The sequence below is a fragment of the Haloarcula sp. CBA1127 genome (assembly GCF_001485575.1).
Classification (GTDB): domain Archaea; phylum Halobacteriota; class Halobacteria; order Halobacteriales; family Haloarculaceae; genus Haloarcula.
The window spans coordinates 100,334-125,737 of sequence record NZ_BCNB01000004.1 but is presented as its reverse complement, the minus strand read 5'-3'; the positions used below and the strand labels follow the sequence as shown (position 1 = coordinate 125,737).

Annotated in this window: 17 protein-coding genes and 1 pseudogene; 7 read left to right on the top strand and 11 right to left on the bottom strand. The window is 57.6% G+C overall.

Annotated features, from left to right (window positions below):
* Positions 1-425 precede the first annotated feature (425 nt).
* Positions 426-1,874: a cytochrome ubiquinol oxidase subunit I gene (locus AV059_RS03860; RefSeq protein WP_058992481.1), complete on the top strand. Its 1,449-nt coding sequence runs from the start codon at positions 426-428 to the stop codon at positions 1,872-1,874.
* Positions 1,867-2,862, top strand: a complete 996-nt coding sequence (locus AV059_RS03855) for a cytochrome d ubiquinol oxidase subunit II (RefSeq protein ID WP_058992479.1) — start codon at positions 1,867-1,869, stop codon at positions 2,860-2,862. Before AV059_RS03860 ends, AV059_RS03855 begins: the two co-directional genes overlap by 8 nt.
* 412 nt (positions 2,863-3,274) lie before the next feature.
* Here AV059_RS03855 and AV059_RS03850 read toward each other — a convergent pair whose 3' ends face one another.
* The 7 genes and pseudogenes from AV059_RS03850 to AV059_RS03820 all read right to left on the bottom strand — a co-directional run bounded on the left by AV059_RS03850 (position 3,275) and on the right by AV059_RS03820 (position 15,067).
* Complete coding sequence (locus tag AV059_RS03850) at positions 3,275-5,728, bottom strand: heavy metal translocating P-type ATPase (RefSeq protein WP_058992477.1); 2,454 nt, start codon at positions 5,726-5,728, stop codon at positions 3,275-3,277.
* A 1-nt stretch (position 5,729) separates the two neighbouring features.
* Positions 5,730-6,557, bottom strand: a complete 828-nt coding sequence (locus tag AV059_RS03845; RefSeq protein WP_369815287.1) for a sulfite exporter TauE/SafE family protein — start codon at positions 6,555-6,557, stop codon at positions 5,730-5,732.
* Between the two features lie 633 nt (positions 6,558-7,190).
* Positions 7,191-7,522, bottom strand: a pseudogene (locus AV059_RS03840) (transposase); the annotation flags it as partial.
* Between the two features lie 132 nt (positions 7,523-7,654).
* Entirely contained in the window at positions 7,655-9,739 is a 2,085-nt protein-coding gene (locus AV059_RS03835; protein ID WP_058992473.1) for an IucA/IucC family siderophore biosynthesis protein, read from the bottom strand.
* Positions 9,740-9,813: 74 nt separating this feature from the next.
* On the bottom strand, positions 9,814-11,727 hold the full coding sequence (locus AV059_RS03830) for an ABC transporter ATP-binding protein (protein WP_058992471.1): 1,914 nt from the start codon (positions 11,725-11,727) through the stop codon (positions 9,814-9,816).
* Between the two features lie 111 nt (positions 11,728-11,838).
* Positions 11,839-13,029, bottom strand: a complete 1,191-nt coding sequence (locus tag AV059_RS03825; RefSeq protein ID WP_058992469.1) for an ABC transporter substrate-binding protein — start codon at positions 13,027-13,029, stop codon at positions 11,839-11,841.
* Positions 13,030-13,213: 184 nt separating this feature from the next.
* Positions 13,214-15,067, bottom strand: a complete 1,854-nt coding sequence (locus AV059_RS03820) for an IucA/IucC family siderophore biosynthesis protein (protein ID WP_058992467.1) — start codon at positions 15,065-15,067, stop codon at positions 13,214-13,216.
* Between the two features lie 201 nt (positions 15,068-15,268).
* Here AV059_RS03820 and glnA2 point away from each other — a divergent pair, with 201 nt between their 5' ends.
* The 4 genes from glnA2 to AV059_RS03800 all read left to right on the top strand — a co-directional run bounded on the left by glnA2 (position 15,269) and on the right by AV059_RS03800 (position 21,529).
* Positions 15,269-16,606, top strand: coding sequence for a gamma-glutamylputrescine synthetase (gene glnA2, locus AV059_RS03815; protein WP_058992544.1), 1,338 nt, complete (start codon positions 15,269-15,271; stop codon positions 16,604-16,606).
* A gap of 113 nt (positions 16,607-16,719) precedes the next feature.
* Positions 16,720-18,117, top strand: coding sequence for a diaminobutyrate--2-oxoglutarate transaminase (locus tag AV059_RS03810; RefSeq protein WP_079990717.1), 1,398 nt, complete (start codon positions 16,720-16,722; stop codon positions 18,115-18,117).
* Positions 18,114-19,715: an aspartate aminotransferase family protein gene (locus AV059_RS03805; RefSeq protein WP_058992465.1), complete on the top strand. Its 1,602-nt coding sequence runs from the start codon at positions 18,114-18,116 to the stop codon at positions 19,713-19,715. Before AV059_RS03810 ends, AV059_RS03805 begins: the two co-directional genes overlap by 4 nt.
* Entirely contained in the window at positions 19,712-21,529 is a 1,818-nt protein-coding gene (locus AV059_RS03800; protein ID WP_058992463.1) for an IucA/IucC family siderophore biosynthesis protein, read from the top strand. Before AV059_RS03805 ends, AV059_RS03800 begins: the two co-directional genes overlap by 4 nt.
* Positions 21,530-21,540: 11 nt before the next feature.
* Here AV059_RS03800 and AV059_RS03795 read toward each other — a convergent pair whose 3' ends face one another.
* The 3 genes from AV059_RS03795 to AV059_RS03785 all read right to left on the bottom strand — a co-directional run bounded on the left by AV059_RS03795 (position 21,541) and on the right by AV059_RS03785 (position 23,808).
* Complete coding sequence (locus AV059_RS03795; protein WP_058992541.1) at positions 21,541-22,215, bottom strand: dimethylmenaquinone methyltransferase; 675 nt, start codon at positions 22,213-22,215, stop codon at positions 21,541-21,543.
* Positions 22,216-22,546: 331 nt separating this feature from the next.
* Entirely contained in the window at positions 22,547-22,930 is a 384-nt protein-coding gene (locus AV059_RS03790; protein WP_058992461.1) for a hypothetical protein, read from the bottom strand.
* Entirely contained in the window at positions 22,930-23,808 is an 879-nt protein-coding gene (locus AV059_RS03785; RefSeq protein WP_058992459.1) for a ParA family protein, read from the bottom strand. The genes AV059_RS03790 and AV059_RS03785 overlap by 1 nt, the downstream gene beginning before the upstream one ends.
* A 311-nt stretch (positions 23,809-24,119) precedes the next feature.
* Here AV059_RS03785 and AV059_RS22925 point away from each other — a divergent pair, with 311 nt between their 5' ends.
* Positions 24,120-24,251: a hypothetical protein gene (locus AV059_RS22925; protein ID WP_255356103.1), complete on the top strand. Its 132-nt coding sequence runs from the start codon at positions 24,120-24,122 to the stop codon at positions 24,249-24,251.
* A 262-nt stretch (positions 24,252-24,513) separates the two neighbouring features.
* On the opposite strand, the gene AV059_RS03780 is transcribed toward AV059_RS22925, so the two are convergent.
* A complete protein-coding gene (locus tag AV059_RS03780) occupies positions 24,514-25,242 on the bottom strand; it encodes a hypothetical protein (RefSeq protein ID WP_058992456.1) in 729 nt (242 codons plus the stop codon).
* Between the last annotated feature and the right edge of the window lie 162 nt (positions 25,243-25,404).

The window sequence follows — 25,404 nt, the reverse complement described above, 5'->3', positions numbered from 1 at the left end:
GAAATGCTGAGCTGAGACTACAGCGGGTTTAGCGGTGCTATGATGCGTTGTTTCGGCTGGTTCAGTGATCGGGAACTGGCTCAGATTGCTCTCCAAACGGCCATTTCCTGTTTAAATCCCAACTACATACACGAATTTCGGTGACTTCCGACAGCGTTGCCACTCAGACACTGCGCTATTACGGGTGGAGACCCTCACTATCCGATTCCGGTTTCTTTCTTCAATAGCGTCAGCGTGTTATCTGCCGTCACCATCGGTGAGTATTCGTACTCACCAGTCAACTCTATCTATCAGCTTTCGTATACTCTTCCGGCAATTGAGGTGTCCAAGGAGTACGGTTCTAATAATCGAATACTTTGTGGTGAATTCTTCAAAGTGGAAACCGAGGGCCTATTCATAAGCTATTGTGCTGTAGCGTGAGGTGAATGGGTCCAATCATACCACTGAACGCCGTCAGCTCAGTATGGACGGCGTCCCTCTCTCCGGAACTCGCGAGTCGCATGCAGTTCGGATGGACAATCTCCGTTCACATCATCTTCGCGTCCCTTTCGATCGGGCTCGCCCCGTTTGTTATCTATTTCACTTGGAAAGACGTACGGACGAGCGAGCAGCGGTATGCACGATTGCGCTCGTTCTGGGTGAAGGTTTTCGCCGCCGGCTTCGTGATGGGTACAGTTACCGGGATTCCGATGAGCTTCCAGTTCGGCACAAACTTCCCACAGTTCGCCGAGGTGGCCGGTGAACTGATCGGCGGCCCACTGGCCTTCGAAGCGAAGATGGCGTTCTTCTTAGAGGCCGTCTTCCTTGGCGTGTTGCTGTACGGCCGCGACCGCGTTGAGGACCGAACATACGTCATCTCGTCGGTACTCGTCGGCTTCGGCGCCTGGCTATCGGGGTTCTGGATCCTGATCGTTAACGCTTGGATGCAGACCCCACGGGGCTACGAGATGGTCACCCGCAACGGGATGGAAGTCGCCAAACTAACCGACCCGCTCGCCGCGTTCCTCACCCCGCGAATGCCCTGGATGTACGTCCATATGATGAACGCGTCGGTTATTTCGGTCGCACTGCTGGTCGCGGGTGTCTCGGCGTACATCGTCTGGAAAAAGCCCGACACTGAAGCCTGGAACACCGCACTCAAGCTGGCTGTCGTACTCCTGATCATCTCCGCACCGTTCCAAGCGGTCCACGGCGATGCCTACGGCCGCCACGTTGAGGACACCCAGCCACAGAAATTTGCCGCGATGGAGGCTCACTACGAGACGGGGCAGGCCGACCTACACCTGCTCGCGTTTCCGAAGTCACCTGAGGCACTCACCGACCCGCGGGCCGAGAACCTCGTTACCGTGAGCCTTCCCGCAGTCGGGTCGTTCCTCGCCAGTGGCGGGGACTTCGACGCCGAGGTCATCGGACTGAACGAGTACGAGGAGAACCCCCCCGTAGCACTCGTGTTCTGGTCGTTCCGTTTCATGGTCGGGCTCGGGTTCCTGTTCATCGGGTTGGCACTGTGGGGCGGGTACCTCATGTACCGCGGGCGACTCTCCGACAGCACACGCTACCTGAAGGCGATGATCGCTGCATCGCCGTTCGGCTACGCTGCGTTGCTCACCGGCTGGTACGTCACCGAGATCGGCCGGCAGCCGTGGGTCATCCAGGGCGAGCTCAAGACGAGCGAGGCGGTGTCATCGACGCTGACCGGGGCCGAGGCGACACTGACCCTGGTTGCGTTTGTCGTGCTCTACGTCGGGCTGCTGCTGACTGCGCTGTACATCCTGAAGTGGCTGGTCCGAGAGGAACTCCAGTCACTCGGCGTCCGGGAGTCGAGTGGCGGCCGCTGGCACGGCCCGATTCCGTGGGTGAGTAGCGATGACTGACGCGCTGTTGCCCGTCGACGCGTACCTCGTTGAGTCCCTGCCGGAGATCTGGTTCGGCGCCGTGCTGTTCGCGTTGGGAATGTACGTCGTCCTCGACGGGTTCGACTTCGGTATCGGGATGCTTTACGCGACCCGGACGGACGAACACGAGCGGGAGACGTTCCTGGCGGCGTTCGGACCGGTCTGGGACGCGAACGAGGTATGGGTCGTCGCCTTCGGGACGATGCTGCTAGCGGCGTTCCCGCGCGTGTACTCGCGCCTGCTGGCGGACAACTATCTGCTCGCGCTCGGGTTCGTCGTCGCGTTAGTGTTCCGCGGCCTCGGTCCGGAACTCCGCGAGCAGCGCGACGACGAGCGCTGGAAGCGCTACACCGACTACGCGTTCATCGGCGGGAGCGTGTTTGCGCCGCTCCTGTTGGGGATGCTCGCGGGTCGCTGGCTGTTCGGCGGGGCGACGCTACCAGTGGCGTTGACTGGTGTCGGCTTGGTCGCCGTCTCGGTCGTCACAGGTGCGGCGTTCCTCGCGGCTAAAACCGAGCCCGGCCTAGCGTCAGAACTACGTACGTACGGCATCGGTGCAACACTGGCATACCTTGGTGGGGTTATCGTACTGCTGGGAACTGTTGTCCTGACCGACGCGGGTGGCGCTGCCGACACAGTGCTCTCGCTTCCCGTGGCTGCAGTCGTCACCCTCTCGGTCGCCGTGGGGCTGATCGGGAGCGTGCTGGCCAGACGCGGCCAGTACCGGGCCTGGCTGGCGAGCGCACTGGCGCTTCCCACACTGTTGACGATCTTGGTCGCAATTCTGCTGTACCCGACGATCTATCCGCCGACCGGGCTACTGGTTAGGGAAGCGGTCGTGTCGCCGCTAGCGCTGAACCTCGTGACCGTTCTTGGATTCCCGGTGCTGCTGCTGGTGCTGTGGTACTTCAAGTTTCTCTACGGCGTGTTTCGCGGCCCAATCGAGGGTGAGGGCTACGGGGGGTAACCCTACTGACCTCTCGCCGTTCCGTTCTCTGCTCAGTGCTGGTGACTCTCCGATCGGCGATGTATACGATACGATGGAATCGCATCTTGGCGATTGAGTATCGTTCTCGGTGTTATACATCACTTGTGCCGGCAACTGGAACGTGATCGAGCGGATCGCCACGGATTTCCCATCGGAACACTGACAGGGGCTGAAAGCGGCAGTCAATCACGGCTACTACGAGCGGCCCTAGGAAGTCTCCGTCTCTGGTTTGCGTCAATACTCGACGAACCGCGTCCGGCGGTCCAGTATCGGTTTCGGCTGCCGAGGACCACATTGTGTCGCAGGTTGTCGAACAAACACCCAACTGGGGCTACCGAAAGAAAGTAGTTCCATATGCATTGAGACGACGGGCCAGCGCTGCCGCTGGCCGTCAGGAACCCCCTCGTGAATCAGGTGATTTTTCTGGTGGTCCGAGTCGTTCGGTGCCCTCACCAGAGTCGGGCTCAGCCGAGCGGTCTCCATCCGTTGCGAGGAGTCGGCGTTTCGAATTAAAGACGACAATGAGACTACTGATAGCCATCATAGCGGCGGCAATCAACGGCGTGATGACGCCGAACACTGCCAATGGAAGTACTATGGCATTGTAGCCAGCCGCCCAAATGAGATTCTGCTTGATCCGGCTTCGAGTTACACTTGCCAACTCGAAGACTTCGGGAACGGCATCGAGACGGTCATCAAGCACTACTGCATCGGCGGCCTCAATCGCCAGATCGGTGCCGCTTGACACCGCGATCCCGAGGTCGGCACTTGCGAGTGCGGGAGCATCGTTCGTTCCGTCGCCGACCATTGTCGTCGTACCGCGCTCGCGGAGTCCTTGGACGATCACTTCCTTGGACTCGGGGCGCACGCCTGCGAATACGTGATCAACTGCGGGGTGGTTCGCAAACGTCTCGGTCATCCGCTCGTCGTCGCCAGTCAGTACGACGATATCCCGGTTCGCGTCTGTGATATCTGAAACGACGCGGTCCCAGTTCTCACGCGGCGTATCTCGGACTGTAACGATTCCTCGGACGGCGCCCTCCCAAGCAACAGCCGTGGGATGAGTGCCCGACTCGTAGGCGTGTGTGACGGCTGCCTCGATCTCCGTGGAAATCGTCCACGCGTCAGCATCGAAGGAGTCTGGATGGCCGATAACTACACGCGTATCCTCGACGAGTGCGGACACGGTACGGTCGGCGCTTTTGAAGCTTGACACCGAGCGCGTGGTCGGTGGGGCGGCATCGTCGATCGCAGCGGCGATGGGATGGCTTGACCGACGTTCGACGGCAGCCGCCATCGCAAGTACTTCGTCAGGATCGTCGCCAACGACATCCACGAGTTCCATCTCTCCAGTAGTGAGCGTCCCAGTCTTGTCGAACACAACGACCGAGGAGTCGTCGATCCGCTCAAGTACTGTCTCATTGAGAATAAGCGTGCGATTGTCCGTGGCATCGCGGGTAGCCGCCGCAAGAGCAAGTGGGGTAGCGATACCGAGCGAGCACGGACACGAGACCACTAGCACGGAGACACCGGCCATTATAGCTGTGTTTGGATCGTTGCCAAGGACGAACCAGCCAGTGGCAGTCAACGCGGCAAGTCCAAGTACGAACGGAACGAACAGTACCGCAAAGCGGTTGACAATATGCTGAACGCCTGTGGCAGAACTCTTGACGTTCCAAAGGAGTTCGACGAGGCGATCCATCGTACTGGTTTTTTCTGGACCAACTTCAACGACGATCGCATTGTCTGTAAGGATCGACCCGCCGAGTACACTGTCTCCTTCAGATTTTCGTTGTGGGAGGGATTCACCCGTGATGAGTGCCTCGTCGATTGCGGCAGTCCCGTCGACGATATGGCCGTCAACCGGGACCCGTTCACCAGGTTTGACTAACAGCCGGTCGCCAGGCTCACACTTTGCAATCTCGATGGTTTCAGTGGCCTCACTGTCGTCATCGAGCCGGCGGGCCTTATCCACGCGTGAATCCGTGAGGTCGGCGCGATTTCCGAGCGCAGCGTGTTTGACCCGTGACTCAAGGTGGTTTCCGATGGTGACGATTGCGAGCACCATCACTGCGACGTCGAAGTACGGGTCACGCCCGCCTGTGAAGTAGGCCACCAGCGAATAGAGATACGCTGCGAGTACTGCGATAGCTATCAACACGTCCATGTTTGGGCGACCGACTTTCAAGCTCACGTAGGCTCCACGGAAGACCGGGTATCCAAGTCCGATGAGTATGAGTGTGCTCCAGACGATTAGTGGCCAGAACACCATCGCCTCAACAGTACTCCCATAGAGAAAATTCTCGGGATAGATGCCGAGATATACCGGGTATATGAACAGAACGTAGAGAATCAGCACAGGCATCATCAGAACCGCCGCGAGCGCCGAACGGTATTTGCCGAACTCGACGCGTGAACGCAGTGAGTCGTTTTCTTCGTCGGGACCGTGGGCTCGGTAGCCCAGTCGACTTAGTGCCGCAGCGATCGCGTTGCGATTGATACAGTCAGGGTCGTACACCACCTGCGCCATTTCAGTCGCGTAACTCGCGCGTGCCTCGTGAACCCCGTCCTCTTCTTCGGCAAGGAGTTCAATGAATCCTTCACAGGTCTGACAGTGCATTCCGTCTATCGAGAGGTAGGCCGTTTCGGCGCCCTCGGGGACATCTGGCCTGGAATTCTCGGCCTCAACGCGGTCACGGACGGCCGCAACCGAAAGGTCGACATCCTCGCCGTTGTCAACCAAGTGTGCGACCTCTAGACAGCCCCGACAGCAGAACTCACCGTCAATGTCATCGTCGGTAATCGGATCTTCGATAGGGAGGTCACAGAGTGTACAGGTGGACATGTTACGCAACCGCCCCCGATTCGGAGATCGGCTGATAGTACGGGATATCTGGTAATGGGAGCATGACGCCAAACCGCATGAGTCCCATTGCTACCAGTATGTATCCAAGCCCAACAAACAACACACCGAGTCCGTAATGGACTACCTGTCGCTGGCGCGTGCTCACTGATTGGATAACTGTTCCGTAGAGAAACACACTGGGGACCGTCCCTGCCCCGAGCGCACCGAGCGAGAGGAGGCCATATACAGGTGAGCCCTGAGCAAACGCGTACAGGAATGCCGGATAAAGAAGCATACACGGCAACAATCCATGAAGCGCACCGAGGCCGATAATGCCGATACCGTTGACCCAGCGGTCGACCCGTGTTGAAATGACTGCGTAGGTTCGCGCGAATAGTGAGCCGATACCAGTACCGGCAACAACTCCTTCAACGGCTCCTTGTTTGTAGCCAGCTAACCGGGTGAGTCCCATAATGATAATTGCTACGCCGATACAGATACCGACGACACCCTGAGCTGGCCGGAGAAATCCGGCGAGCCCGATGGTTCCGTACAGTAACGCGCCGGCAGCCCCGAAGACGCATCCGATGGTAGCATAGCTCATCGTCCGGCCAATGTTGAACAGCGTGTGCTGACGCACTTCATACAGAGTGAGTGCGCTCGACCACCGGTCCTGAGTTTCCATACGCTCGGCATAGGTTGCAACGAGCGGGCCACACATTCCAAGACAGTGTGCACCCCCGAAGAGACCAATCAAGAAAAACACTACCAGGCCGTAGCCATTTGTGATGCTAATCTCACTCAACTGTACGAGAACTGCGGATATCATACTCAAGGCTGGCAATGCCAGCATAGATTAGGGTGTACCAATCGTCGTGTGTAGTGGGTTTCGGTTCAGGCCGTGGCTTCGGGGATCGCTAACGTGAATCAGTACAATGGTATGATACCACAGCTAATCCGTTCTCCAGAAAGTGCAATCTTCGACCCGATCAAGGCAGATTTCAGCCCTCAAAACGCTGTTATGGTAACCCACACACGCTCGGAGCTTGCAAGTTCGCTCTAGTTCTTGTTCATACTCCGTTTCGGGTACGCGAACTTTGTATGGTAAACTTCTGTAACAGGTCTTGATGTGTGCAGTTCATAACACCAACGGGTGGTAAAACAGTGAAATCACGCGAAATCTAGCGATTCACCACGGCCCTCTGAATGAAACTGCGGGAAGCATAGCCGTATGCATTGAGAGCTCCAGTCTCAACTAGTGGCCGTATCTGGAAGTTCACAGTTTCGGAGGATGGGGTATTTCCTTCCCAGATTTTGGCTTGTCTTCCGTGACTGTTGCGGTGATTGGGTCAGTTCCAGCACCGACCGTCTACAGAATCTGCTACTTTTGCAAAATTGTGTAGGAACCTGGTGATTTCGAAGAGCGTCGCCACTTTTGCGCAACCGGCGAGATTGAAGGCCCTCAGTCAGGCGGAATCAACACTGACGCGATCAATTCCACACATTCACCCGCTGTCAGGACCGGCGCGTAGTCCATTTCGCCGTCGACATCCGCTTTCAACAAGAAGTCCGTGAGTTGCCAGATATTGTACAAGAGTACCGCACGAAGGAGAACAACCGCACGCGGTAGTCCTTTGAGGACGTCTTCGCAAGGAAATCACCCTTGATGGACTTGTACTCGTTTTCGATCTGCCAGCGGCGGCTGTAGCGCCGACAGAACGCCTCGGCCTCATCTGGCCCGACTCTGAGATTCGTCGCGAACACCGTCGTCCCGTCGCCGCTTGTCGCTGGCACGTTGGTACCGGGAAACAGCGTAAGGGGTGTGATTCCGGCCTTTTTCGATCGGACAAGGTAAGTGTCGTTCCCACTGAAGATGAGATCCTTAATAAACGACGACATCAGCCGTCTCAGAGTCGAAAGACGTTGTTACTGAAATGTTGTCTGTTTGGGTGTCATCTCTGACAGTGGGTTGGGGACTGTCGTGTGCGGTTGTCCGCCATTGGATCCAGCCATTCGCATGGCAGTCAGTGGTTTATGCACCAGTCGTGGTGCAAACAGCGACTCGCGGTCGGCCGAGACGCGAGCATCTGGAACCGATCGTTCAGCAGCTAAGCGGTCGAACACCTGCTCACAGCGCTCTCTCACCAGCGACCAGCAGTCGTCTGCCTCGACCGGTTCTGTCGCGACAAGTCGGCCGATCAACTCACCTAAATGGTTCTGGAAGAGGGAGTACCACAGCTTCTCACGGGCTGGTTGTGGATCGGCTGTACAAATCTCCGACTCGGGATAGAGGTCAAAGTCGATATCACCGACTCGTGGTGTGCAGAGACTGATGTCACCGAAATCACTACACAGTGCGCCTGTGGGTCGGCCGTCGTTGAATACGATGGCCGTATTCTGGAGGTGGGCTTCTAGCGCAATACCCTGTTTGACGAGAAGCGTGAGTGGCCCGGGAATAACAGCGTCGAGATACGCCTCAAGGAACGTCTTTACTGTCTCAGACCGATCCGCCGTGATCATATTGGTGGCAGTGGTATCGAGGAGTGCAGCAAGAACCGACTGGTCGTCCGGTGGAGGACACGAAAGGATACTTGCAGCCGTTACTGCCTGTTCGCAGTCAGCAACGATTGAGTGGGTTGCAGGGTGGCGTCGAATAAGTGCCCCAAGATGACGGGCATCGTCGTAGCCCTCTCCGTCAAAATGGGGGCCATCAGGTGGGTGATAACAGGCGGCAACTGGTTCGGTACAAACCCCGAAGCGGTCGAAGGATTCGATTTCACACCGCTGTCTGATGAATTCTCCGAGCGGTGGCCCGTTGGCAACGACGCTTGGCGACAGCGTGCGGACGGCGTTGGTCGTCTGGACGCCGATGGCGAGTTTGAGGTGTGGCGGCGTGGTGCGTGACGTTTCGTCGGCATCAGGAACGACTGTCCGGAGTGATAACAATGGTGTTGCCGACCGCGAATAGTCTACAATGGGGACAACGTGACCTTTTCGACACGCCTGGGCATAGCGCGCCGGCACCACATGTCTGAATTGCCACGGGTGAACAGGGAGAACGATGTAGTTACTCCGGTCACGACCGGCTGGGAGTGACTGTTCAACCGCCGATGCTAACCCGGGAAACAGGTCATAGAGCCACTCGGAGATCGCTCTCTCGTCGGCCGACACCGACAGCGTGCGCGTCCTGTGGACCGCAACAAATCGGAGGGAGATTGAATCGGTGAACTCCGGCGTGAACGACAACAGCTCTGTCGGCGACATATTCCGCCGCAGCTTTGCACCCGGATGGATCGGGTGACCACCGGTCACGAGCCGATCAAAAAAGGCACCAGTGTCGGCGGCTGGACGTGGTCGGTCGGCTGTCGGTACTGGCGTTTGGTCGAGATGGCTCCAGAGAGTGTGCTGACCGAGACGCGCCAACGCGAGGTTTGCAACGCTCTTGCCCACCTCCAAGCGGAAGCGGTCGGCGTCGTCGGCCGTTGGAAACGCTTCTTCCCGTTCGAGAAGTCTCACGACTGCTTCTGGACTCCCAACTGGATTGACTTCGTCGGGACGACAGATCACAGCCCACTTACCAAACCGAAAACGACCGTACGGCCCACTTGTTACAACAGGGGCAACGACAGAAGCCGTCACAGCTGGAAACCGGATCACGAGCAATTGCTCGGCCTCTCCTGAATCGGGAACGCGCTCTACGAGTGTCGCTACATCGTCCGCCCCTGGAACCGTGTCTACCGCCGCTTTCGTGGCCCCGTCGATGCTGACAACCACTGGCTCTGGAATTCCTGCTGGAGCATCCCGAGCCAATCCACCGAGCAACCGTTCGAGGATCGATCGTCTAGCGTTGACCAGTTGGCGGCGGTAGCCTTTGTCAGCGGGACTTGCAAAGTCGTGTTGGTCGGCATAATAGTAGGCTGCAGGCAGTCCACTTCGTTCGTGTTCTGTCAGTGCTGCGTGGTCGAGCAGATCATCCTCACCGTTTGTATCGGATAACAGCCGTCGTGTCATACGGCTTTATTTTAGGCTGGCCTAAAATCATTTTTGCATCCAGTCTTTGGGGTTCGGTCTAGTGTTGCTGATCGTTAATTGTTGTTTACAGATGGTTTTGACGTCCGTTTGAGGAACGCATCGGGAAGCGAGTCGGTTTCGCCCGCCTGGACACCCCAGAGGTTTGCATAGAGACCGTCCTCGGCCAGCAGTTCTTCGTGGCTTCCACACTCGACGATCCGTCCGTTATCGAGTGTGAGGATTGTGTCAGCATCCTTGATTGTTGACAGTCGATGGGCGATAACAACAGTGGTCCGATCGGTAGTGACGCGATCAAGTGACCGCTGTATCAGCGCCTCGGTTTTGGTATCGACGCTGGCTGTCGCCTCATCGAGCAGGATGATATCGGCGTCCTGGAGGATAACTCGTGCCAGCGCAATCCGCTGACGCTGTCCTCCGGAGAGTTTGACGCCCTGCTCACCGACGCGGGTGTCGTATCCGGACGAAAGCGCCTGGATAAATGTGTGGGCCTCGGCAGCCCGGGCGGCTTCCCTGACCGCCTCATCGCTCGCATCAAACTGTCCGTACCGGATATTTTCGGCCACAGTCCCATCGAACAGCACTGTTCCCTGACTTACGTAGCCGACTGACTCACGGAGATCACCAAGACGGACGTTCTGTACATCGTGGCCGTCGATTCGGACAGTTCCCTCGTCAGCATCGTACAGTCGTAACAGGAGCTTGGCGACTGTCGATTTACCGGCTCCCGTTGGACCGACCAGCGCTATCGTCTCGCCCGGCTCAGCAGTGAAACTAATACTGTCGAGAATCTGCTCGTCGGCTTCGTATGCGAAGCTGACGTCATCGTATTCGACATGGCCATCGACGGTATTGAGCGAAACAGGGTCGGTTGACTCGTGGATGCGGACCGGGACATCGAACAGACCACAGATTCGCTTGCCTGAGGCGCGAGCGTTTTCGTACCAGTCGACGATGTTCGACAACTGTGCGAGCGGCGCGGTGAGCTGTTGGACCAACAGAATGAACACGACAAACTCGCCAACGCTAAGTTCGCCGGAGAATCCCGGGGGTGGACCTGAGAAGACCCAGATACCGCCGATAATGAACGTTGCGAGCAGGGCGGTCCCCGTCAGCAGCTTCATCCCCGGTCGGTAGAGGAACGCCAACTTTGAGACGTCGACTCTCGCCTCAAACAATCCATGTGAAACACCCTGCATCCGCCTGTTTTCACGTGCAGCCGTGTTCGCTGTTTTGACGAGTTCGATCCCACTGATTCCGTTTTCGATTTGCGTGTTCAGCTTCCCGATCTTCGAGCGTAGGGTTGCATACCGTGGTTCGACAACGCGCATGAACCACCACGTAAAACCGACGAGGAATGGAACGACAACTAACGTGACAACGGCGAGTTGTGCATTCGTGTGGAACAAGACGACCGAGATTCCCACAACAATGGCGAGAATACGGACACTCTGGCTCAGGGCGTTGTCGAGGAACCGTTCAAGATTCGAGGTGTCGTTATTGAGGACTGACATTACCTCGCCGGTCTGTGTGTCGTCAAAAAACGACATATCCAAACGCTGGAGCCGTTCGTAAGCATCAATCCGGATCTCGTGTAACACTTTGTATGCGAACACGTTCATTGCTACACCACGGACCCAGGTCAGCGAGGTCGTGACACCGAGTGAGGCGCCGATGAGCGCCACCGACAACCAAAACTGCGCGGTCGGTTCGACAGGTAGCCACGCTGCTGGGACCAGCGGGAGTCGGTAAGGACTTTCTCCGGTGAAGACAGCGTCGATAGTCGTCCCGAGGATAAGCGGCGTCACCAGCGTCGCGGTGTGGGCACCGAGACTGGCCACCAACCCCACCCCAAGCCAACTGGCTTCTGGACGGCCGTAGTTCAAAAACAGCCGGAGAAGAGGGCTTGTCACCTCCTGTTGGCGTGTTCCGAGTTCACCTGTACCGGAATCAAATTCATCTGAACTCACAGCTGTAACCAACCACGTTTTAGACAGCGGTTATTTATAGAGACTGGCAGAGTGATCGGTCGTTTGGGGCCGTTATTTCCAATTACGTGGCGTGTTGACTGCATTCGTCAGTTAGAAGCGTCCCTGAACGATGTCTTTCACCCGCTGGCGGTCGAACAGCTGTTTGTCGTCGGCTACCTCGGGGAACCGTTCGGGCTCGAACTCGCCGAACTCCTCGGGATAGAGCTGCTGGGCGACCATCTCGGTCTGGAGCAGGTTCACCAGTGGGCCTTGCGAGCCGAACGCACCGGGATAGATGTTGCCCTCCTCGACCGCTTTCAGCTGGCTGCCGACCGGATCGGTCTCCATTGGCTCAACGAACTGCTTGTGGAACGCCGACGACGAGAAGCTATCAGTGTCGCCGGTGGTTTTGATTCCCCAGTGGACGACGATGATCTCGGGATCGACGTCAAGCAGCTGTTCGTAGTCAATGGTTCCACTCTCGACCAGCTCAGGGGTGAATGAGCTTTCGATGCCGAGATCCTGGTACGGTTTCATTTCGATACCGTCCGCGTCCGTATTCATCGGATAAAACGTCCCTTCGCTCGGATTAGTGGCACTGTTGACAAGACCAATCGTCGGCTGGCCGCCATCCGACGGGAGCCGCGATTGGATCTCCTTCTGAAGGTCGTCGTGAACAGACACCATTGCCTCGTAGCGCTCGCGTTCTTGGAACAGCTCAGCAAGCCGCTCGAAGGCCTCGTACAGCGAGTAGAGTTTGTAGTCGTGGAAATCTCGTCGACGCAGGATGTTGTTCCCGAAGAAGGGAGCAACGTTCTCGCTGATTTCCTGGGTGTCTGCCTCGTCCCATGAGTCGTCCCAGCCGGTGCCATGCATGTAGTTGGGGTCCATCAAGATCACATCGGGCTCGCGCTCGTAGAAGATCTCCTTGTCCCAGCTAACCGCTGACATCGACTCTGTCTCCGAGCGCGGCGGTACGTCCAGCCCGAACGGCTCGAAGAGGAATCCGGGTATCATGTTAGTCGACGTCAGGAACCCATCGCGTTTACCCAGTGCAAAGGCCATATCGGCCCACTCGCCGTTGTTGACGATGTAGGTCTCAGGTACCGACTCGAAAGTCTGACAGCCTACTGGCTCGATACAGGCCTCGTAGCTGTCTGCCTGTTCTGTCGTAGTCGACTCATTGGAGTCATCCGTGTCGTCTGATCCAGATATCGACGCACAGCCGGCCAGTGCCGAACCGAACGCGAGGCCCGTCCCCGCGAGTAGCTGGCGGCGTGTTGATCGGTTGTTATATCCCATATTTTTAGGCTAACCTAAAAACACTTAATCCTTGTCGTTTCTGTTTATCAGAATTGTCCAGACCTACTGAGAGTCGGGCCGACTGCCGGAGATTCCCACCGGATCGAGCGACGAGCTCCTCAGCAGACGCCGTCTGTCGGCTCGGTTGAATCCCAGTGAAAAACTGGGACTGCCACTTGATGGGTTACTGTCGGTCGACTTCTGAGAGTGGGTTGGAAAGCGTTCCATGAGTTGCTACGTCCGGACGCGTGGAACTGTCCTCATAGCCGTGTCTCACCATGCGGTTGCGGTTGAGGCAGTACTTTTTGAACCGAGGTCGGTAGAGATCGAACAGTTCGAACCGTGCTTTGAGTTCGGGGAACCGGGCCTGATAATCGTCGATAGCCGCTCGGATCTGCTGCCAGAACCGTTGTTCGGAGTAGTTGTGGTGGCGAGCCAGCAGGTCGGCCATATACCGAAATACACCGACAAACAGCGTACCGACGATTCGGTGACAGAGTGACTCCGGCCGTGCCTGATGAAGAATATGGTGTTTGTATCGGTCGTCGTCTCGAAGGTCGTTCGGAAGCATAGCGGTCAGCTCCGGGAAATCGTGGTCACTGATGGCCACCTCGTCGACGAAATCTTTGACAGCAATCCGTGTCGGATATCCATCGTCATGGATGAGGATAACGTTCGTCCCATGGGGCATGAACACTAGGCCGTACTTGTAGAGGTAGTGGAGCAAGGGGTCGAGGAGTGTGCCAAGGAACTCATCAAGCCAGGCTCCGAGGTCGAGGCCAGCTTGATCTGCCAGCTGCGAGACGACCGGCGTACCATCGAGATCTTCGTGGATGAGCGCAGCCAGCGTAAGAGGGCGCTCGTCGGCATCAATGAGCGATACCACGCTCTCCCGCCAGACACAGCCAAGCAGTTCGTGGTACTGGTAGGGAGCCTCGTCGAACTGTGAAAACGTCGGGTGTTCGTAGTTGACGCTGGCGATCTCTCCCGGAAGTAGTAGTTCGCAGTCGTCCCGGAGGAAGGCGTCGTTGTCCCGAGTCGACTTGATGAACTCAGTTATTGCCGGGGCGGCTTCGGCCTGCTCGCCCAAAATTCCCCGATAGACGTTAGTGTTGAGTACGCGAATAGGGAGTTTCACGTGGCGCTTTTTAGGATCGGTGACGTTCGAGAACGTCCGGATTGACTGCTGGGGGAGGTATTCATCGGGCCCCTCACCCAGTGGGACGATGTTATCGGTGGCGATATCCTCGGCGAACAGCTGGACGATGCTGTCGTTCCACTGCCAGTCGTGGACCGGCATCAAGAAGTAGTCGGCTGGATCGAGTCCACGGTCGACCAACTGTTCGTAGAACTGGTCATAGGAATCGCCCAGTTCGTCGCTGAGCAGCTCAGTGTGTTCAAGCCCCTCGACGGCCTGAAACATCCCCCGGTCACGGCTCACCGCGATCCACGAGAGGTGCTGACGCTGTTTCGACTCAGGAGCGTACTGACGGTAGTCATCGTAACCGAAGCCGATCCGACCCTTGTTGTAAGTGTACCATGGGTGGCCCTCCATCTCCCCTTCGACCGCTGCAGAGGGAAGGTCGAGTATCGACTCCGCGTCGTGTTGGCTTTTCCGGGCCCGAATGTGGGCGTCGGCGATGAGCGTGTTGTTATACTCTCTGACGAGGTGGGCAGCAGTCGTTGGTTCAACACCGATGTACTCTCGGGAGTCGAGTAAAAACTGGATAGGGTCGGTCGCCGAACGCCACTCTCCGCTGCCGTTTCGTCGACGAATCGTCCCCTCACGGATACGATAGCTGTCGAGGGGTCGCTGCTGGGCCGAGAACCGGTATTCGACGCCGTCGGTTAGCCCGAGGTGGTACTGAGTCCAGGAGTCTCCGGGCTCGTTCTTGTCGGCCGGAACCGTGTTTATCGGTACTGGTAGTACAATATCCTCATACATGAACTCCGCGAGGACCTTCCGAAACAGATCTTGGTTGACTGCTGTCCAAATCTCGTCGGTAAGTGCCGACTCAAGTTGCGAGAGGTTCTGCATTACTGTTCCTCCATGGTCGGTTCGACGGACCGGTGTGATCCAGCGCAATCGGTTCCTACTGTTAGAGGTGTCATACTTTTAGGCCTACCTAAAAATATAAAAACTTTTTGACCTCTTTGGCCAATTGGTACTGTATTCTGACTGGTTGGGTCTACAGGAAAATTTTTAGGTTGGCCTAAATAAATGTCGATGCAGGTGTACATGACGTCTACAAACAGAGTAAGCGAGATATGTGCCAACGAGGGGATCGATCTCATTCGCCTGTTATTTGTTACCCAAAGCGGGGCGGTCAGGGCTCATGCAGTCGATGTTGAGAAAGTCGACTCGGCGGTCGAAACCGGTGTCACAATCTCCGAGCTGGTCCAGACGTACAACGCGTTCGGTCGACGCGACAAGGACGGACGGTTCGACGCGGCGGGTGAGGTGATACTTCAACCCGACCCAGAGACGTTTCGGCGGCTCCCGTACGCCGATCGGGCTGGGGCAATGCTATGCGATATCAAGACACTCGATGGTGAGCCATGGGCCGTCGACGCACGGTCCTCATTGCGAGCACTCCAAACGGAGTTCGCCGACGCCGGGCTGGCTCCGTCTGTTGCGTTCGAAAGCGAGTTCCACCTGTTCGAACAGCAAGATGGAGAGAGCCAGCGTGTCGGCCATCGGGGTGCCTACTCGACGGCAAGCACACGAGAGACTCACGAGACGATCCTAGCGATCACTGACGCGCTCAAGACACAAGAGATCTCGGTCGAAAAGTATTATCCGGAGTACGCTGCCGGGAAACACGAAATCGTCACCGGCCACCGGTCGGGACTCCGGGCGGCCGACGACTACGTGCTGCTCCGGGAGACAGTCGACAGCGTTGCGCGCAAGCAGGGTTACCAGTCGACGTTTGTTCCAAAACCGTTCGATAACGCGACCGCTGGCTGTCACATTCACCTCTCTCTGTGGGACGACGACAACGTGATGTATGACGCCGATCAACAGGGGCTCAGCCGAACCGGTCGGCAGTTCGTCGCCGGCGTGCTCGAACACGCGCCCGGACTCTGTGGACTTGCTGCCCCGACGGCCAACTCGTATGCACGATTGCGTCCGCAATACGGTGCGGCCGCCTTCGCCTGCTGGGGACGAGGCAACCGCGAGGCACTCGTTCGGATTCCGGCCCCAGACCCACAGAACCCAGCGGGCTCGACACGAATCGAGTTCCGGGCGGCCGACAACACTGCCAATCCCTATCTCGGGCTGCTCGGTCTGCTGGCAGCCGGACGTGACGGGATCGAACGTGACCTCGAACCGCCGGAACCGGTTGCTGTCGACCCTGGATCCCTCTCAGAAGGCCAACGGGCCGACCGCGGTATCGACCGGCTCCCTCAGACGCTTGGTGAGGCACTCGACGCGCTCGAAGCCGACACGACGCTACAGCGCGCGCTCGGTCCCGACCTCTTCGAAACGTATCTCGGCGTCAAACGCAGTCACTGGGAGGCCTTTACTCGAAGCGCCAACTCTTGGCAACGAGATCGGCTCCGGAGCGTCTACTGATTCTCGCCGGCGGTCGTGTTGTCGGTGGAACTGGTGGTACGAGTTCAAAATTCTCTGATATGTTACCAGTATCAAAGCTTTTATGAATTTTTAGGCTGACCTAAAAACACATCATGCAAACAGACAAATCAGATGGCCAACCATCGTCGGCCGACTCTCCACCGAGATACAACCAATCGAACGAACAGTTGCAGCGGAGTCAGAAGGCACGTGAGTCTAATGCTCGGACCTATCCACGGTCGTTACCGTTTGCCGTCGAGCGGGCACAGGGTGCTGAAATCGTCGATGCCGACGGCGAGACGTACATCGACTGCCTTGCCGGAGCTGGCACGCTCGTACTCGGACATAACCATCCAGCCGTGACGCGGGAAGTCGAGCGGCTGTTAGCTGAAGACCGCCCGCTTCACACGCTCGACGTGACGACACCCGAAAAGGAAGCGTTCGTGGACACGCTGTTCGAGAGCTTACCTGACGAGTTCACCGACACCGCTAGGGTCCAGTTCTGCTCTCCAGCAGGCACTGATGCGGTCGAAGCAGCCCTCAAGCTCGTCAAAACCGCGACGGGAAACCGGAGCGTGCTCGGTTTTCAGGGCGGTTATCACGGAATGACCAACGGAGCACTCAGTCTGATGGGAGATACGGCGGCCAAGGAGTCAGTACCAGGGCTGATGTCGAACGTCCACCACCTCCCGTATCCCGATCCATACCGACATCCGTTCGGTTTGGACCCGGCTGATCACGAACCAGTGAGCCGGTTTGCCGAACGTGTGCTTGCCGACCCCGAGAGTGGTGTCACCGACCCTGCCGGACTGATTCTTGAACTGGTGCAGGGTGAGGGCGGTGTCAACCCGGCCCCGATAGAGTGGATACAGGAGATTCGACAGATCACTGCGGAACACGGTGTTCCGATGATCGTTGACGAGATCCAGACTGGGATGGGCCGGACGGGCGAGACGTGGGCGTTCGAACACGCCGACATCGTGCCGGATGTAATCACATGTTCGAAAGCAATCGGCGGTGGGCTTCCGCTAGCAGTCGTCATGTATGACGAGTCTCTGGACGAGTGGGAGCCAGGTGCTCATGCTGGCACCTTCCGTGGCCACCAGCTCGCGATGGCGGCGGGTCGGGCAACGATTGATTACATCATGGAAAATGATCTCGATGAACACGCTGCGGTAGTTGGCGAACGTCTAAAGGATCAGCTGACCGAGATGGCTGCGAACTTTGAGGTTGTTGGTGACGTGAGGGGTCGTGGGCTGATGTTGGGCGTCGAGTTCATTGACCCGGAGGCCAGCAGCGAACTCCCACCACCTGACGGTGAGCTTGCATCGGCAGTCCAAACGGCGTGTTTCGACCGGGGGTTGGTGATCGAGACCGGTGGCCGTGACTCAGCGGTTGCGCGGTTCCTGCCACCGCTGACACTCTCCCACAGTCAGGTCGACGAAATCGCTAGTCGGTTCAGTGAGGCAGTCGAGGCGGTTGTCGACGACAGCTATGGGGGGGCAGTGTGAGATCCCACGATCCGGATGCGATTGGAAGGGAGCAACTCGATGGGCGCACGCTCGGCGAACGGCTGTTCCTTGGGACACCGGAGGGGAACGACGCCTACGCGGCGGCGATAGATCACTGTCGGGACGCGGTGATCTCGGCGGTCAGTGAGACCGAGGGTCCCTACTCCGGAGGGACGTATGCGGCACACCAGGACCGACTCGACCACGAGACAATCCCCGAGTCGGGCGAGCCACTCAAGGAGGTGATCGACGACCTCGCAACCGATCTCCTCGAAGCATCTGTATACCCAACTGACAAGGCCTGTAACGCGCATCTCCAGTGTCCGCCGATGGTACCAGGGTTGGCCGCCGAGGTGATGCTGTCGGCGCTCAACCAGTCGCTGGACTCGTTCGATCAGGCCCCAGCTGCGACGGTGCTTGAAGAACGGTTGATCGATGACCTCGCCTCGTTGTTTGATCTTGGAGAGAGTGCTGATGGTGTGATGACATCAGGTGCAACACAGTCGAATTTCCAGAGCCTGCTCCTCGCACGTGAGTGGTACGCCGCCGACGCGTTCGATCACTCGGTACGGGCGGCGGGGCTGCCACCAGCAGCCAGCGAGCTCCGGATCCTGACCTCGGCCGATGCCCATTTCACTGTTGCGCAGGCGGCCGCCCAGCTTGGACTCGGCGAAGATGCCGTGATCGCGATCCCAACCGACGACAGACATCGGATGGACCCTACCGCACTCGCCGACGAACTCGACCGCCTGGAGCAGACCGACTGCAGACCGTTCGCGCTGGTCGGGATGGCCGGGACGACCGACTTCGGGAGTATCGATCCGCTGCCGGCACTTGCCGATCTCTCCAACGAACATGGGCTCTGGTTTCACGTCGATGCGGCCGTGGGTGGGGCACTCGCGCTGAGCGACAGCCATGCTGAGGCCCTCGACGGTATTGAGCGCGCTGATTCATTGGCCGTCGACTTCCACAAGCTGCTGTATCAGCCGATTTCTTGTGGGGCCTTCCTGCTGGCCGATGGGAGTCGGTTCGATCTCATGGGACGAAACGCTGCCTACCTCAATCCAACTGGCGACCAGGTTCCCAACCTCGTCTCAAAATCACTGCAGACGACACGACGGTTCGACGCACTGAAACCGTACGTCGCGTTTCGGACGCTCGGCCGCAAGGGGATGGGGAAACTGATCGACCGGACCATCGAGCTTGCCGACCAAGCCGCTGATATCGTTCGCTCAGACCCGGCATTTGAACTCGCCTGCCCTCCGGAGATCAACATCGTGACGTTCCGGTATACACCGGACCATGACCACCCAACGAAACCACCTGGCAAATGGGCCGATCAGGTAAATCGATGGGCGCGAGATCAGCTACTTCTCTCGGGGGAGGGCGTCGTTGCTCGAACCGAGGTCGACGGCCGCGTCCATCTGAAATTCACCCTTCTGAACCCACGTACCACGGCTGACGATGTACATGACCTGCTACTCGCCCTGAAGGAGGATGCGGCCCAGGCCGAAGCCCAAGTCACCGCCAGCCAGCCGGACCAATCGGACGGTGAACTCGATGTTTCACCTGTTTGTGGATCGGAGGTGGAACAATGACTGGTGTCAGCGCTGGCTGCGAGACTGCAGCCGACCGCGCCGAGTCGGCAACGCTGCACGCGTTTCTGAACTGCTATCTCCGCGAAACCGATGCCGGTGAGATTGTCGGCTCCAAGCAAGCACTTTCGGACGCAGCTTCCGAGGGCGACGCGGTCCGTATTTTGCTGCCACAACAGCAGTTCGAACTGATCGTCCCGCTCCGCTATGAGTCACCGACCGGCCGACACCTCTTCGAGCTGCCCGCCTATGGCCGGGCCGCTGGTGGCGAGCCGAAACCGATTGATGCGGGAACGGTCGCTACGCTCTGTCGACGGGAACTCGCGCTATCGGCCGACACCACCACTCTGACGGAGGGTACTGACCTCCTCCGTCGACTGTTCGCCTCACGGCAGGCTATCGAGCGCTTCGTCTCAGCGCGCGACGATGCCTGCCGAGCGACCGATGAGCCCATCCTGTTCCAAGAGGCTGAACAGTCACTGATCTACGGCCACCATCTTCATCCGACACCCAAGAGTCGGGAGGGAATCGCCGATCACGAGGCACCCACCTACGCACCGGAGCTCAACGGATCGTTCCAGCTCCGGTATTTCGCCGCCGATCCGGATCTCGTCAGCCAGTGGTCGACCGACGAGCGACACGCGACCGACTGGCTTCTGCTGGGACTCGACGAGGCCCCCACGGAGCTTCCGGCCAGGGCTGAGCGCGCCGTTGACAACGGTCGTCTCCTGATCCCCACCCATCCGTGGCAAGCCTCCTACCTCATTTCACAGCCACACGTTGAGGGGGTACTCGATGAGGGACGACTCACCGATCTCGGTGCGTTCGGGCCGACGTTTTATCCTACCACCTCGGTTCGCACGCTGTGGTCGCCCGAGGCTCCGTTCATGGTGAAAACCTCGCTCGCGGTCCAGATCACGAATGCCGAGCGCACGGGCAAGATTCCGGAACTCAAGCTTGGGGTAGCCGCGGCGGAGCTGCTGGATACCGGGTTCGGCGACCGGATTACCGACCGTTTCCCACAGTTTTCTATCCTGCGGGATCCCGCAGCGCTGACACTCGATGTCGGTGACGGTCCTGAGTCCGGCTTCGAGACAGTGCTTCGAGAGAACCCGTTCCGCGATGAGGCCGCAGCAAACGTCTCGCCAGTCGTCGCACTTTGCCAGGACGGGATCAATGGCCCATCACGGCTCGCTCGTCTAGTGAGCGATATTGCCGACAGAACGGGCCGGTCCACCAGCGGTATCGCTAGAGAGTGGTTCCGGGAGTATCTGGCCGTTCTACTCAAACCAGTGATCTGGATGTACCTCGAACTCGGTGTCGGTCTCGAGGCCCATCAGCAGAACACCCTCATCAGACTCGATATTGACGGCTGGCCGGTCGAAGGGTTTTATAGGGATAATGAGGGGTTTTACCTCCCCGAATCACGCTGCGAGGAGATCGAAGGCTGGCTCCCAGGCATCACCGACCGTGTCGACACGGTCTGTCCCGACAGTATCGCCGACGAATGTATCCGTTACTACACGGTCATCAACAACGCGTTCGGCGTCATCAACGCCCTCGGAGTCGCAGGGCTCGTCGACGAGACAACACTCCTCAAATCTCTGCGATCCGCAATCGCCGACCTAGCCGAACACGAACCAGCTGCATCCAGCTTTGCCACTGCACTGCTCGAAGAGTCACATATTCCTGCCAAGGGTAACCTCCGCACGCGGTTCGAGGGCCGCGATGAACTGGCGGCACCGCTCGAAGAGGAGTCGGTCTACATCAGCGTCGAGAACCCACTTGTCACTCGGCTCTCAGAATCACGGGATTGAGCCCACATCGCTCACGCCTGCTCGTCAAGATCGGCAATGCGGTCGTTCGCTCCCGAGATATCCGCGAGCGACTCGCCATCATAAAGACGCTCGATGAGTGCGGACTCCGCCTCGTCGGTTCCGGTGTAGTGCTCGATAGTTCGGTCGATCCGATTTTGGGGGACGAACACAACCCCGTCTTCGTTGCCGATTGCGACGTCGCCCGGCTCCACCACTGCGCCCCCGACTTGGACTGGGACGTTGATATCCCCACCCAAGCTTTCTCCCAGCCGTTGGACCGTGCGGTTGGTCCGACCGCGAGCAAACACCGGGAATCCGATCTCGGTGATTGGCTTCGTGTCGGTCACTGAACCGTCGATAACCACTCCCCGAACGCCGTTCGCCACGGCTGCGTGGGTTGTAATCTCGCCCCAGGGGGCGTTTGTTTCGTGGCCACCCATCTCGATGATGATCACATCTGTTGGCCCCGCTAGCTCGATTGCCTTGTGCACCATCGTCCCGTCGACGGGGGGAATCCGTACAGTTAGTGCCGAACCAACCACCTGTGCTGACTGGGCAGTCCGCATAAAGCTGAGTTCTGGTGACGAATGCCCGAAATGATTGTGATGGCCAAGTTCGTTTGGGTCGACCTGTTTGAGTGTTTCCAGCTGTTGCTCAGCTGGCCGATCGATATCACCGATTACCATCTTGTCATTGTCCCTGATATCCACTGGCTACCGAATGAGTTGTTTTGTAACATACAAATTGTATGTTATGTTAACTAATAATAAGCCTACTGAAATTTAGACGGGCCTAAAAATCCGCCTGGGAGTGATTTTGTGTTCTTGACAATTTACGCAGATGCACCGCAAAGCACGGCTTCGGCAAGCCGCAAGACCGCCGTCTGAGCGCGAGACCAGTTGTTCTCTCTCCATCCTAGAGTCTACGAACGTGGAGCCCCTCAATGTCGGCTCAGTTGCGGTGCATCGCCGTTTTGGAGCCGTCTCGAATCGTTTCAACTGCGGTTTGAGTAGGAATTCACTCCTTCCGTCCGTTTTTGACAAGTTCAGCTAGCCGCTGTGGGTGTTCCATAGCGAGTTTGAGCAGTGCCTCGTGGTACTCCCGCTTCGGGATATCTCGCAGGCCGGCATCACGGAGTTCCCGCTTCACTTCGAAGTCGAGCGTATCCTCGAACTCATCCCACGTATCCGAGCGTGGGTAAATAGCCTCCTGAGAAGCGTCGTCATAGGGAAACGCCGGCCGCCGCTTCCAATCGTTACTGTCGTCTGTAGAGTGTTCCGACTGTCGGCTATCGGTCTGTGTCGTGTCTGGCATCGATTCCGTCTCAACCGCATCGTCGGCAGTGTTGGTGTTGTCCCCGTCCTGCTCGGCCGCGGCATCTTCGAGATCGTCGAAGCCCATCAGCGACGCACCTCCCCGATCTCAACGATTTGTGCGAGTTCGTCGTAGCACTGGAGTTGATCACATTCAGCGTCGTAGTCACGCAATGGCACGCCCTCGTCGTTGGCATTGTCGATGGCCGCGCGGTGGCGGATGCCTGGCAAATTGCCATCATATGAGCCGTTGTCGATGGCGTCCCAGTCATCTGGCGAGATGTACGCGTAGTTGGGAACGTGCTTTGCGACGGCTTCACGGGTCGTCATCTCTCGTAGAAGTCGGCGGTCACGTGTTTCTTGGTCGATGCGGTCGCTAAGGTCTGTCGGCGTGACGGCGAGGATGTCGAGGTCGAAGTATTCACGAGCCTCCATGACCAGACGTTGGACTGTGTTCGTAAGGCCGGTCTCGTAGCCGTTCTCCGGTCGCAATGGAATGATGATGTTCCCCGTCGCGTACATCGCGTTATCGTTGAGCTTCCCACGGTTCGCTGGGCAGTCGATGATTATGTAGTCATAGCTCTCGCCGAGTAGTTCGCCGACGAGTTCTTCTTTCAGGCGTGTCGTCCCCATTGTTGCCTCCTTGAGTCCGGACTGGACATCCTCCAAGTCGACGTGGGCAGGGAACAAATCGAGACCGTCGCTCACCTGCGTGATGTAGTCATGTGGGTCCGCACCGTTGAGCAATACGTCAGCGGCGTGGTTTGTGTTCCAGCGCTCGCCCCGGTATGCGTCGTCGTGACCTAGGATGAGCGTCATGTGGCCATTATCATCAAGGTCAATCAGTAATGCGCGCTCGTTCCGATGTGCAAGTTCGCGACCAAGATTGATTGCGGTCGTTGTCTTACCGAAGCCACCCTTGAGGACGCCTACACTGACTGCGCGTGGGGTTGACTCATCATTCATAGCTGACTAATCTACCTTAGGTGGCTTAGATATTGTGGATTAGTCACCTAAGGTAGATTAGGTGGGTGAGGTGGATGAGGTAGGTTAGGTAGGCGGGTTAGCTGGTGTTGAAACGGCAGCTGGTGTTGGTGGGGTTCCGCCTTCTAGGTCGGGGCTGCTCTACGAAGTCATGGCCAACTCCGCAAAACCGAGTGACACAATGCCGTTGGCCATGTCTATGAAATTGCTACCCAACAACCAGTTGTATCTGCCATGTTTATTGGTCACTCCCGTTACAGTTTTTGTCACCCCCCAGCTGGTGGTTCTAAGACGTGTCCAACTCAACAGAAGACGGTAACGGCGATGCATTACTGGCCGAACTTGCAACCTACCAGAACCGAAAGCTCTTGCTCTGGCAGCTTGCAGCAGACGGACGTACGTTCTGTGGCCTGTGTGACGACTGACGGCGACGGGGCCTACGCCCGTCTTCGGTCCCATCTGCTGACCTTCGAGGTTGAGCCGATGGAGCGACTTGAAGTGTAGGTTGCTCCAGCGGTCAGTACAGGTGGTGCAGCGACCACCCACACGAACGGAGTGAGTGCGGTATCCTGAACGCGAGCGAATCAAACACACACCGAGGCAGGAAAGGGTAGTTCGCAGATTCTCTGAACGGCTATGTCACCGAGACCAGCGTCTGACCAATAGCGTTCAACAGTGGCACTGAAGCTACTCCTCGGGCATCCACGCTGGCCGGGATACCGTCGCGTTTCCAAACTCAGAAACGTCGTATATCGTCTGCTGAGTGAACTTATCGTTCCCTCTCGTGATGTTGAATTCTGCGATGTATCCTTCCTCGGCAACAATGATGTGACCGGTTGCGGTATTGGCTGGAGCAAAGTCAGGATTTCTGATACCAGTCACAGTGTATCTGACAGCTGTCGTTCCCTCAACGATGACAGTCTCTGTCGCGTTTATTTCGAGACTCAGCAAGGGCCGTCGAAGTCCCTCGTGCGAGGCGACACGGTCTCGTTCCCAATCCTTGCCGGGACGCTGGTCAAGTTCACCTGTTATCCGATCATACTTGTACACACCATCAGCGTTATAATATGTGTGTGACTCTGTATCGAACCTCGTATCGACAAACTGTATTTCGGCGGTGCCAGCATCGGCATCGAGCGTTCGCACTATCGTGCGGTTCGTGTCTCCGCTGATAGTAACCAACCGGCTTTTGCGAGAGGTGTTCTTCACTGTCGCAGAGTGTGTTTGCAGTGCAGTGGAGACGTTTGAGATTGTAATCCCCTCCTGAGACCACCCCGGTGGATAAGAAAAGTTCTCCACCGTCGATTCGGGAGTCGGAGCCTGTTGGTCTATGGTAGGCACCCCAGCACAGCCAGCCAAGAGGATGACAACGACCAGTGTTACCGCAGGGAGGGAATCTTGAGGGCGGTTGACCATATCAGCACAAATTAGCTACCAGTAAAGATGCTTGTGATAGCTCTCTATCAAGACAAGCAATGTATTCGAAATAAGTCCGTAGCGATTCGATAGCCGAATTTGGACGAAAAATCAGTCACTGGTGCTCAGAAAGCAGGTCTACCTTTCACTTGGTTCACTCGC

What these genes read in the sequence shown, in the direction of transcription:
- AV059_RS03860 (WP_058992481.1), top strand. Translation starts at nt 426, where the DNA reads ATGGGTCCAATCATACCACTGAACGCCGTCAGCTCAGTATGGACGGCG.
- AV059_RS03855 (WP_058992479.1), top strand. Translation starts at nt 1,867, where the DNA reads ATGACTGACGCGCTGTTGCCCGTCGACGCGTACCTCGTTGAGTCCCTG.
- AV059_RS03850 (WP_058992477.1), bottom strand. Translation starts at nt 5,728, where the DNA reads ATGTCCACCTGTACACTCTGTGACCTCCCTATCGAAGATCCGATTACC.
- AV059_RS03845 (WP_369815287.1), bottom strand. Translation starts at nt 6,557, where the DNA reads ATGATATCCGCAGTTCTCGTACAGTTGAGTGAGATTAGCATCACAAAT.
- AV059_RS03835 (WP_058992473.1), bottom strand. Translation starts at nt 9,739, where the DNA reads ATGACACGACGGCTGTTATCCGATACAAACGGTGAGGATGATCTGCTC.
- AV059_RS03825 (WP_058992469.1), bottom strand. Translation starts at nt 13,029, where the DNA reads ATGGGATATAACAACCGATCAACACGCCGCCAGCTACTCGCGGGGACG.
- AV059_RS03820 (WP_058992467.1), bottom strand. Translation starts at nt 15,067, where the DNA reads ATGCAGAACCTCTCGCAACTTGAGTCGGCACTTACCGACGAGATTTGG.
- glnA2 (WP_058992544.1), top strand. Translation starts at nt 15,269, where the DNA reads ATGACGTCTACAAACAGAGTAAGCGAGATATGTGCCAACGAGGGGATC.
- AV059_RS03810 (WP_079990717.1), top strand. Translation starts at nt 16,720, where the DNA reads ATGCAAACAGACAAATCAGATGGCCAACCATCGTCGGCCGACTCTCCA.
- AV059_RS03800 (WP_058992463.1), top strand. Translation starts at nt 19,712, where the DNA reads ATGACTGGTGTCAGCGCTGGCTGCGAGACTGCAGCCGACCGCGCCGAG.
- AV059_RS03795 (WP_058992541.1), bottom strand. Translation starts at nt 22,215, where the DNA reads ATGGTAATCGGTGATATCGATCGGCCAGCTGAGCAACAGCTGGAAACA.
- AV059_RS03790 (WP_058992461.1), bottom strand. Translation starts at nt 22,930, where the DNA reads ATGGGCTTCGACGATCTCGAAGATGCCGCGGCCGAGCAGGACGGGGAC.
- AV059_RS03785 (WP_058992459.1), bottom strand. Translation starts at nt 23,808, where the DNA reads ATGAATGATGAGTCAACCCCACGCGCAGTCAGTGTAGGCGTCCTCAAG.
- AV059_RS03780 (WP_058992456.1), bottom strand. Translation starts at nt 25,242, where the DNA reads ATGGTCAACCGCCCTCAAGATTCCCTCCCTGCGGTAACACTGGTCGTT.